The organism is Tepidimonas sp. (assembly GCF_029335975.1).
GTDB lineage: Bacteria > Pseudomonadota > Gammaproteobacteria > Burkholderiales > Burkholderiaceae_C > Tepidimonas.
Window position 1 is genome coordinate 32,911 of sequence record NZ_JARJMT020000078.1, and the last position, 10,749, is coordinate 43,659.

Here is a 10,749-nt window from a genome sequence, read left to right on the forward strand (position 1 = left end):
ATGCGCCAAATCGTCCTCGACACCGAAACCACCGGCCTGTCTCCCCAGGATGGCGACCGCATCATCGAAATCGGCTGTGTGGAACTGGTCAACCGCCAGCGCACCGGCAACAACCGGCATTTCTACCTGAATCCGGAGCGCGACATCCACGAAGATGCCTTGCGCGTGCACGGCATCACGCTGGACTTTTTGGCAGACAAACCGCGGTTTGCCGACATCGCCGCCGAGCTGCTCGACTACTTGCAGGGGGCTGAGCTGATCATTCACAACGCCCCCTTCGATCTGGGTTTTTTGGATGCGGAATTTGGCCGCCTGGGGCTGGGGCCGACCCGAAGTCTGGTCAGCGGGGTGATCGATACCCTGGTCAAGGCCAAGGAGCTGTGGCCAGGCAAGCGCAACGGGCTGGACGCGCTGTGCGATCGGTTGGGCGTAGACAACTCCGGCCGCCAGCTCCACGGCGCTCTGCTCGACGCGCAGCTGCTCGCCGATGTGTACATCTACATGACCCGGGGGCAGGAGTCTCTGGTCATCGAGGTGCGTAACGACACAGCAGCCCCAGGCATGCTCGAGCAGCGCGACCTGGCGGCCTATGATTTACCCGTGTTGCGTGCCAATGAGGCCGAACTGGCCGAGCACGCCGCAGTGCTGGCTGCACTGGACAAGGAATCCAAAGGCCGCACCGTCTGGCGCCTTCACGAGGGGACGCCGCAAACGGCAGGGTGAGCCTGAGCCAGAAAGCGTGAAAAATGAAGTTATAATTCGTCTCATCGATTGGGTGATTAGCTCAGCGGTAGAGCACTGCCTTCACACGGCAGGGGTCGTAGGTTCGAACCCTGCATCACCCACCAAATATCACCGAAGCGCCTCTTGCAGAGGCGCTTCGTTTTTGGTTCGCCGCATCCCGGCATACCCGCCCAAGGCAGCCGCAGCACCCGCGTGACGGCTTCATGCCATTGTGTTGACTTTTGTTCCCAAATGGCCACTGGTGGGCAGCGGCAAATCCCCTGCCGGTGCGGGCTGTGGCAGCGTATTGAGCAGGGCCAGCGCCCCTTGCTGCTGCAGTTGCAACGCTTTGCGCAACATCAAGATCTGGACGCTCCCAGGCCCCGTACTGGCCGACGCCGCGGCCATGGCGGCGGACGAACTGGTCAAGGTCAAGCTATTCATAGCTCAAGGGTACGACAATGGCAGCCCGTGTGCAAGGGGAAGGATGGAGGAGGGCGCATCTGTCAGGCCAGCGAAAGCGGACTTTCCATAATCAACAAATGTTTTGCTGTTGAGTCCCCTTCTCCAGGAGACGCGCCCATGCGCAGCGCCGATTGCGATTCGTTTTACCGCCGTTCGATCGACAAGCGCGACGCCTTTTGGTCCGAACAGGCTCGCCTCATCGATTGGCAAAGGCCATACGACCGCGTCTGCAACATGGACCGGCCACCCTTTGTGCGCTGGTTCGAGGGCGGGTTGACCAACCTGTGCCACAACGCGCTGGATCGCCATCTGGCCGAGCGTGCGGAGCAGAACGCGCTGATCTACGTCTCCACCGAGACCGACACCGAGCGCGCCTACACCTTTCGCGAGCTGCACACCGAGGTGCAGCGGATGGCGGCGGTCTTGCGCTCGCTGGGTGTAGGCCAGGGTGACCGCGTGCTGATCTACATGCCGATGATCCCCGAGGCTGCCTTTGCCATGTTGGCCTGCGTGCGCATCGGCGCCATCCATTCCGTGGTCTTTGGCGGCTTTGCCAGCCACAGCCTCGCCAGCCGCATCGACGACGCCGCGCCCAAGGTCATCGTCAGCGCCGATGCCGGCATGCGTGGCGGCAAAGTGGTGCCCTACAAGCACCTGCTGGATGAAGCGATCCGCCTGTCGGCCCACAAACCGGCACACGTGCTGATGGTCAACCGCGGACTGGCAGCGCTGGATCCGGTCGCAGGACGCGATGTGGACTACGCCACCCTGCGCGAAGCGCATCGGGATGCGCAAGTGCCGTGCGAGTGGGTGGACAGCACCCACCCGAGCTACATCCTGTACACCAGCGGCACCACCGGCCGCCCCAAGGGGGTGCAGCGCGACACCGGTGGCTATGCGGTGGCACTGGCCGCCTCGATGCGCCATATCTATATGGCCAACCCGGGCGAGACGTTTTTTTCTACCAGTGACATCGGCTGGGTGGTCGGGCACAGCTACATCATCTACGGCCCACTGATCAACGGCATGGCCACCATCATGTACGAGGGCACACCGATCCGGCCCGACGCCGGCATCTGGTGGCGCCTGGTGCAGGATTACCGCGTCAGCATCATGTTTACCGCGCCCACCGCCGCGCGCGTGCTCAAAAAACAGGACCCGGCCTATTTGACCAAATACGATCTGAGCAGCTTGCGCGCGCTCTTCCTAGCTGGCGAGCCGCTGGATGAGCCCACCGCCACCTGGATCGCGCAGGCGCTGGGCAAACCGGTCATCGACAACTACTGGCAGACCGAGACCGGTTGGCCGATTTTGGCGATTTGCAATGGCATCGAGCGCACGCCGACCAAGTTTGGCTCGCCCGGCAAGGCCGTCTATGGCTACGACGTGCGCCTGATCGATGAGAATACCGGCGAGGAAATCCACGAGCCCGACCGCAAGGGTGTCATCGCGGTGCAGTACCCGCTGCCACCGGGCTGCTTGCAAACCGTCTGGGGCGACGACGAGCGCTACGTCAAAACCTATTGGTCCAGCATTCCTGGGCGGCAGATGTACAGCACCTTCGATTGGGGGGTGCGCGACGCCGACGGTTACTACTACATCCTCGGCCGCACCGACGATGTCATCAACGTCGCCGGCCACCGCCTAGGCACACGCGAGATCGAGGAGAGCATCTCCAGCCACCCGGCGGTGGCCGAAGTGGCGGTGGTCGGCGTGGCCGACGCGCTCAAGGGCCAGGTCGCCGTCGCTTTTGCGGTCCTCAAGGATCCGTCGCTGGCGGCGACCGAGGCGGACGCGGCCCGGCTCGAGGCGGAGATCATGAAGGTGGCGGACGAACAGTTGGGCGCAGTGGCCCGTCCAGCGCGCGTGCGCTTCGTGCAGTTGCTGCCCAAGACCCGCAGTGGCAAGCTGCTGCGCCGCGCCATCCAGGCGGTTTGCGAGGGCCGCGATCCGGGTGACCTGACGACGCTGGACGATCCCAATGCTTTGCAGCAGATTCGAGACCTGATGCGCACCGGCTGAGCTGCGTCCTGCGGTTTGGGTATCTGGCCGGTTTGTGGGTATGATGGGGCTCGTTTTTCTGTCTCATCGCCCATGCAACAACTGACCGACACCGACGCCGACTTCGACAAAGATCGCGTTTTCGAGCTGGCGGCGGAGCTCTTCAGCATTCTCTCGACGCCTACCCGGTTGCGCATCCTCAACGCTCTGTGCGATAAAGAAAAGTCGGTGTCGGAACTGCTGGCCGAAATCGACACCACCCAGCCCAATCTTTCGCAGCACCTCAACCTGCTGTATCGGGCTGGGGTACTCGCCAAACGCAAGGAAGGCACACAGGTTTATTACCGTGTACAGAGCGAGCAGGCAGTCGCGCTGTGTCGGACGGTGTGCACGCAAATCGCCATCGAGCTCGACCAACCCGAGGGGGTTCCAAGCAGTCGCCGCCTCTCGCCGTGGCGCTCTTGACCGCCTGCGGCGCGTCATTTTCCACACCGCTGCGGCCTTTGGTGGCACAATGCGACCTGCACAGGCCCTTCCAGTGTCACTGTCGCATCCGCCAACCGGTTCAGCCGTGTCGCGGAAGGTTGTACCAACCATCAAGTCTCCTGCAGGGAGACGGAGGCCAGCGATTTCATGAGCGTGACGACGAGCGTCTACCAAGCCTTCAACGGTAGTTCGTATCTCTTCGGCGGCAATGCGCCGTATGTCGAGGAGTTGTACGAAAAATATCTTACCGATCCCACCGGCGTCCCCGAGTCTTGGCGCGAATATTTCGACGCGCTGCAGCATGTTCCCGCGGTCGATGGCAGCGATGCTCGCGACATACCGCATATGCCAGTGGTTGCGGCTTTCGCCGAGATGGCCAAACAGGGCACCACTTCGGTGGTGGCCGCCTATGGTGCCGACTCCGACTTGGGCCGCAAGCGTGTGGCGACCCAGCAGCTCATCGCCGCCTACCGCAACATCGGAGTCCGCTGGGCCAATCTGGACCCACTCAAGCGCACCGAGCGCGAGGCCATTCCCGAGCTGGACCCGGCATTTTACGGGTTTACCGATGCCGATCTGGAGACGGTGTTCAATACCAGCAACACCTATTTCGGCAAAGAAACCATGTCACTGCGCGAGCTGCTCAACGCGCTGCGCGAGACCTACTGCGGCACGATCGGCGCCGAATACATGTACATCAGCGATCAGAAGCAAAAGCGCTGGTGGCAGGAAAAGTTGGAGAGCATTCGCAGCAAGCCCAATTTTACCGCCGAGCAGAAGAAGCACATTCTGGAAAATCTCACCGCGGCCGAAGGGCTGGAACGCTATCTGCACACCAAGTATGTCGGGCAAAAGCGCTTTTCCCTCGAAGGGGGGGAGAGCTTCATCGCTGCCATGGACGAGTTGATTCAGCGTGCCGGTGCCCATGGCGTGCAGGAAGTCGTCATCGGTATGGCCCACCGTGGGCGCCTGAATGTGCTGGTCAATGTGATGGGCAAAATGCCCAAGGACCTGTTTGCCGAGTTCGAGCACACGGCACCGGAGGATCTGCCCGCCGGTGATGTCAAATATCACCAGGGCTTCAGCTCCGATGTCTCCACCCCGGGAGGCCCGGTGCATTTGAGCTTGGCATTCAACCCGTCGCACCTGGAGATCGTCAACCCCGTGGTGGAGGGTTCGGTGCGCGCACGCATGGACCGGCGCGGTGACCGTGCTGGCGACCAGGTGCTGCCTGTGTTGGTGCACGGGGATGCGGCCTTTGCCGGCCAGGGCGTCGTGATGGAGACGCTTGCGCTGGCCCAGACGCGCGGGTACTACACCGGCGGTACGGTGCACATCGTCATCAACAATCAAATCGGTTTTACCACTTCCGACCCGCGCGACAGCCGCTCGACGCTGTATTGCACCGACGTCGTCAAAATGATCGAGGCACCGGTGCTGCATGTCAACGGAGACGATCCCGAGGCGGTCGTGCTCGCCACTCAACTGGCGGTCGAATACCGCCAGACCTTCCGCAAGGATGTCGTCATCGACATCGTTTGCTTCCGTAAACTGGGTCACAACGAGCAAGACACGCCGTCACTGACCCAGCCGCTGATGTACAAAAAGATTGCGCAGCATCCCGGCACGCGCAAACTCTACGGCGACAAACTGGTGGCACAAGGCGTCTTGCCGCCAGACGGGCCCGACGCGGCGGTCAAGGCTTACCGGGCCATGCTGGACGAAGGGCGCCGTACCGTCGATCCGGTGCTCACCAACTACAAGAGCCAGTACGCGGTCGATTGGGCGCCGTTCCTGGGCAAGAAATGGACGGACGCGGCCGACACGGCCATCCCGCTGACAGAATGGAAACGCCTGGCCGAGCGCATCACCACTGTCCCAGATGACATCACCCCGCACCCCTTGGTCAAGAAGGTGCTGGCCGATCGTGCCGCGATGGGCCGGGGCGAGATCAATGTCGACTGGGGGATGGGTGAACACATGGCGTTTGCCTCGCTCGTGGCCAGCGGCTACGCCGTACGCCTGTCTGGCGAGGACTGCGGCCGTGGCACCTTTACCCACCGCCATGCCGTCATTCACGACCAAAACCGCGAGAAATGGGATGTTGGCACCTACATCCCACTGCAAAACGTCGCGGACAATCAGGCCCCGTTCACCGTCATCGACTCCATTCTGTCGGAGGAGGCGGTGTTGGGTTTTGAATATGGCTACGCGTCGAGCGACCCCAACACCCTGGTCATCTGGGAGGCGCAGTTCGGCGATTTTGCCAACGGCGCGCAGGTAGTCATCGACCAGTTCATTGCCTCGGGCGAGGTCAAATGGGGCCGCATCAACGGTATCACGCTGTTCCTGCCGCACGGCTACGAAGGACAAGGGCCGGAGCACAGCTCGGCACGCATCGAGCGCTTCTTGCAACTGGCGGCCGACACCAACATGCAGGTGGTCCAGCCCACGACGGCCAGCCAAATCTTCCATGTGCTGCGCCGCCAGATGGTGCGCAACCTGCGCAAGCCGCTCGTCGTCTTCACGCCGAAATCGCTGCTGCGCAATAAGGATGCCGCCTCGCCGCTGTCCGAGTTCACCAAGGGCGGTTTCCAGACCGTGATTCCGGAGCAAAACACCGACGTCGTCAAGAACGCGCAGCGTGTCAAGCGGGTCATCGTCTGCTCGGGTAAGGTGTATTACGACCTGACGAAAAAACGCGAGGAAAAGGGCGCTGACGATGTCGCTATCGTGCGCGTCGAGCAGCTTTATCCGTTTCCGCACAAGGTCTTTGCGGCCGAGATGAGGCGCTATCCCAATGCCGTCGATGTTGTGTGGTGCCAGGACGAGCCGCAGAACCAGGGTCCATGGTTCTTCGTGCAACACAACATCCACGAGAACATGCTGGACGGCCAGCGCTTGGGTTATGCCGGTCGGGCGGCCTCAGCTTCGCCTGCGGTGGGATATGCCCACCTGCATCAAGAGCAACAAAAGGCGCTGGTCGAGGCCGCCTTCGGCCGGCTCAAGGGCCTCATCCTGTCCAAGTAAGAGAAAAGCCGCCCGTACGTTCGGCTGCGCCGCGCGCGGGCTCGGCTGCTCTTTTTGTATGTATTTGCCGAGGAAGAATACGCCATGTCCATCGTTGAAGTGAAAGTGCCGCAGTTGTCCGAATCGGTGGCGGAAGCCACGCTGCTGCAATGGAAGAAAAAAGTCGGCGAGCCGGTTGCGGCTGATGAAATCCTGATCGAGATCGAGACCGACAAGGTCGTGCTCGAGGTGCCAGCCCCGGCGGCAGGCGTGCTGGCCGAAATCCTCGTTGGTGACGGCGGTACGGTGGCGTCCGATCAGGTCATCGCCAAAGTGGACACGCAAGGCAAGGCGGGGGCGGACGCCGCAGCGGCCCCAGCGCCCGTTGCAGCAGCTTCCGCGCCACCGGCAGCCCCCGCGGTGAGTGCTGCACCGGCTGCCGCAGGCGCCATGGCTGGCGTTGCCATGCCCGCTGCCGCCAAGCTGATGGCCGACCATGGCCTGGCTCCCGGCTCGGTGGTCGGCACAGGCAAGGACGGTCGCGTCACCAAGGGGGACGTGCTGGCGGCCGTGGCCGCACCCAAACCCACCCCGTCCGTCGCCGCACCAGTGTCGATTCCCACCGGAGCGCCCGCCACGGTGCTGCCGCAGGTCAGCGCACCGGTGGGGCTGACGGCCGATCTGGCCAATCGGCCCGAGCAGCGTGTGCCGATGACCCGCCTGCGCGCGCGCATCGCCGAACGCCTGCTGCAGTCCCAGGCCACCAACGCCATACTGACCACGTTCAACGAGGTCAACATGGCCCCGGTGATGGAGCTGCGCAAGAAATATCAGGAACGTTTCGAGAAAGAGCACGGCGTCAAGCTCGGCTTCATGAGCTTCTTTGTCAAAGCCGCGGTGCATGCGCTCAAAAAATACCCCATCCTCAATGCCAGCGTAGACGGCAACGATATCGTCTATCACGGCTATTTCGACATCGGTATTGCGGTCGGCTCGCCGCGCGGACTGGTGGTGCCCATTCTGCGCAATGCCGACCAAATGGGCTTTGCCGACATCGAGAAAAAGATCGCTGACTTTGGCAAGCGCGCGGCGGAAGGCAAGCTGGGCATCGAGGAGATGACCGGTGGCACCTTCTCCATCTCCAACGGTGGCGTGTTCGGCTCCATGTTGTCCACCCCCATCATCAACCCGCCGCAGTCGGCTATTCTTGGCGTGCACGCGACCAAGGAACGCCCTGTGGTGGAAAACGGCCAGATCGTGATCCGCCCGATCAACTATCTGGCCATGTCATACGATCACCGCATCATCGACGGGCGCGAGGCGGTGTTGGGGCTGGTGGCGATGAAAGAGGCGCTGGAGGACCCCGCGCGCCTGCTGTTCAACATCTGACGCGACGGAGTGACCCCCATGGCACAAGCATTTGACGTCGTCGTCATCGGCGCCGGACCCGGCGGCTACATCGCGGCCATCCGGGCTGCGCAGCTCGGCTTCAAGGTCGCTTGCATCGACGAATGGAAAAACACCGCAGGCGGCCCCGCACCGGGTGGCACCTGCACCAATGTCGGCTGCATTCCGTCCAAGGCGCTGCTGCAGTCGTCCGAGCACTTCGAGCACGCTCAACACCACTTCGCGGATCACGGCATCAGCACCGGCATCGTGAAGATGGACGTCGCCAAGATGATCGCCCGAAAAGATGCCATCGTGAAGCAAAACAACGACGGCATTCTGTACCTGTTCAAGAAGAACAAGGTGACGTTCTTCCACGGTCGTGGCTCATTCCTCAAGGCCGTGGACGGCGGCTACGAGATCGCCGTCGCTGGCGACAAGCCCGAGATGCTGGTGGGCAGACAGGTGGTGGTGGCCACCGGGTCGATCGCCCGGGCGCTGCCCGGCGTGCCGTTCGATGAGGACAAGGTGCTGTCCAACGATGGTGCACTGCGCATGGGCGCGGTCCCCAAGAAGCTGGCGATCATCGGCTCCGGCGTGATCGGGCTGGAAATGGGCTCCGTCTGGCGCCGGTTGGGGGCCGAGGTGACCATCCTGGAAGGCATGCCCACCTTCCTGCCCGCGGTGGATGAGCAGATCGCCAAAGAGGCCAAAAAGGCTTTCGACAAGCAGGGCTTGAAAATCGAGCTGGGCGTCAAGGTCGGCGAGGTCAAGACGGGCAACAAGAAGGGCGTGAGCATCGCCTACACCACCGCCGCGGGCGAGGCCGCGACGCTGGATGCTGACCGGCTGATCGTCTCCATCGGGCGGGTGCCCAACACCGACGGCCTGAACGCCCAGGCAGTCGGCCTGCAGCTCGACGAGCGCGGCGCGATCGTGGTGGACGACCAATGCCGCACCAACCTGCCCGGCGTGTGGGCGGTGGGCGATGTGGTGCGCGGCCCCATGCTGGCCCACAAGGCGGAGGAAGAGGGCGTCGCTGTGGCCGAGCGCATCGCGGGCCAACACGGGCATGTCAATTTCAACACCATCCCATGGGTGATTTACACCAGCCCTGAGATTGCCTGGGTGGGCCAGACCGAGCAGCAGCTCAAGGCCGCCGGGCGCGCCTACAAAGCCGGAACCTTCCCGTTCCTGGCCAACGGCCGCGCGCGCGCTCTCGGGGACACCACAGGGATGGTCAAGTTTCTGGCCGATGCTGCCACAGATGAAATTCTGGGTGTGCACATCGTGGGGCCTATGGCCTCCGAGCTGATCGCCGAAGCGGTGGTGGCGATGGAATTCCGCGCCAGTGCTGAGGATATCGCCCGCATCTGCCACGCACACCCGTCGCTGTCCGAGGCAACCAAAGAAGCGGCGCTGGCGGTGGACAAGCGCACCCTCAACTTCTGACGGGCGATGCTGGCGCGTGCAAGCGTGCCCGCGCCGGACCCCGGCTGGGGGCCGGTGCGGCGCGCCTACGAAGCCGAACTGGCGGCGCGGGGCTTTCATAGCGACCCCGCGCAACTGCGCGCGGTCGAAGCGCTGGAGCGCTGCGCAGCGGAGTGGGCGCATTTCAAGCAGCGTCGATCCAACGCGCTCAAAAAGCTCATCAACCGCTTGCCCATTCCGCGCGGCGTGTACATGTACGGCGGGGTCGGGCGCGGCAAAAGCTTTCTGATGGACTGCTTCTACAGCGCCGTGCCGCTGCGGCGCAAAACCCGGCTGCACTTCCACGAGTTCATGCGCGAAGTGCACCGCGAACTGGCTGATCTGCAGGGCACGGTCAATCCGCTGGACGCACTGGCCAAACACATGGCCGTGCGGTTTCGGTTGATCTGCTTCGACGAATTTCACGTCGCCGACGTCACCGACGCCATGATCCTGCACCGCCTGCTGGAGGCAATGCAAAAGTACGGCATCGGCATGGTGGCGACCAGCAACTTTCACCCCGACGGGTTGTACCCCGACGGTTTGCACCGCGATCGCATCTTGCCGGCCATCGAGCTGCTCAAGCGCACCATGCAGGTGGTCAATGTCGACCACGGAGTCGATTACCGCCGCCGTGCCCTGGAGCATGTCAGCCTGTACCTGATGCCCCTGGGAGAGTCGACTGAGCAGGAGATGGAGGCCATCTTCGATCGGCTGGCTGAGGCGCAGGATGAAAACCCGATACTGTGCATCGAGGGGCGCGAGATCCGCGCGATCCGCCGCGCCGGCGGCCTCGTGTGGTTCGATTTCCGCACGCTGTGCGGCGGGCCGCGATCGCAAAACGATTATTTGGAGCTGGCCAGCCAGTTTCACACCGTGCTGCTCAGCAACGTCCCGCCGATGCCACCCAACATGGCTTCGGCGGCGCGGCGCTTCACTTGGTTGGTCGATGTCCTGTACGACCGGCGGGTCAAGCTCATCATCTCGGCCGCTGTGCCGCCTGAACAGCTCTATACCGAAGGGCCGCTGGCCCATGAGTTTCCGCGTACCGTCTCCCGCCTGCACGAAATGCAGTCGCGCGAGTATTTGGCGTTGGGGCGGCGCGACGTCGACACGACATTGACGTGACGAAGGGAAAAACGTCGGTCTGTGCGTAAGTCAGCGTGTCACGAGCTTCACACCAGGCTAGAAATGCACGATGCCTCGGCG

General features: G+C 62.9%; 8 protein-coding genes and 1 tRNA gene. 8 read left to right on the forward strand and 1 reads right to left on the reverse strand.

Annotated elements, in window-relative coordinates; translation table 11 throughout:
• Entirely contained in the window at positions 1-723 is a 723-nt protein-coding gene (dnaQ, locus tag P3W97_RS04445) for a DNA polymerase III subunit epsilon (protein ID WP_300844165.1), read from the forward strand.
• Between the two features lie 50 nt (positions 724-773).
• Positions 774-848 (forward strand) — tRNA-Val (locus P3W97_RS04450).
• A 97-nt stretch (positions 849-945) separates the two neighbouring features.
• On the opposite strand, the gene P3W97_RS04455 is transcribed toward P3W97_RS04450, so the two are convergent.
• Positions 946-1,152, reverse strand: coding sequence for a putative motility protein (locus P3W97_RS04455; protein WP_300844167.1), 207 nt, complete (start codon positions 1,150-1,152; stop codon positions 946-948).
• A 153-nt stretch (positions 1,153-1,305) separates the two neighbouring features.
• Here P3W97_RS04455 and P3W97_RS04460 point away from each other — a divergent pair, with 153 nt between their 5' ends.
• From P3W97_RS04460 to zapE, 6 genes are all read left to right on the forward strand, one after another.
• Positions 1,306-3,210, forward strand: a complete 1,905-nt coding sequence (locus tag P3W97_RS04460; protein ID WP_300844169.1) for a propionate--CoA ligase — start codon at positions 1,306-1,308, stop codon at positions 3,208-3,210.
• Between the two features lie 72 nt (positions 3,211-3,282).
• A complete protein-coding gene (locus tag P3W97_RS04465) occupies positions 3,283-3,654 on the forward strand; it encodes a helix-turn-helix transcriptional regulator (protein WP_300844171.1) in 372 nt (123 codons plus the stop codon).
• A 168-nt stretch (positions 3,655-3,822) separates the two neighbouring features.
• On the forward strand, positions 3,823-6,705 hold the full coding sequence (locus P3W97_RS04470; protein WP_300844173.1) for a 2-oxoglutarate dehydrogenase E1 component: 2,883 nt from the start codon (positions 3,823-3,825) through the stop codon (positions 6,703-6,705).
• Between the two features lie 84 nt (positions 6,706-6,789).
• Positions 6,790-8,073, forward strand: coding sequence for a 2-oxoglutarate dehydrogenase complex dihydrolipoyllysine-residue succinyltransferase (gene odhB, locus P3W97_RS04475; RefSeq protein ID WP_300844175.1), 1,284 nt, complete (start codon positions 6,790-6,792; stop codon positions 8,071-8,073).
• 18 nt (positions 8,074-8,091) lie between these two features.
• A complete protein-coding gene (gene lpdA, locus P3W97_RS04480; protein ID WP_300844177.1) occupies positions 8,092-9,522 on the forward strand; it encodes a dihydrolipoyl dehydrogenase in 1,431 nt (476 codons plus the stop codon).
• A gap of 6 nt (positions 9,523-9,528) precedes the next feature.
• The gene (zapE, locus tag P3W97_RS04485) at positions 9,529-10,668 is read left to right on the forward strand and encodes a cell division protein ZapE (protein WP_300844179.1); all 1,140 of its coding nucleotides are present in this window, start codon (positions 9,529-9,531) and stop codon (positions 10,666-10,668) included.
• Positions 10,669-10,749 lie beyond the last annotated feature (81 nt).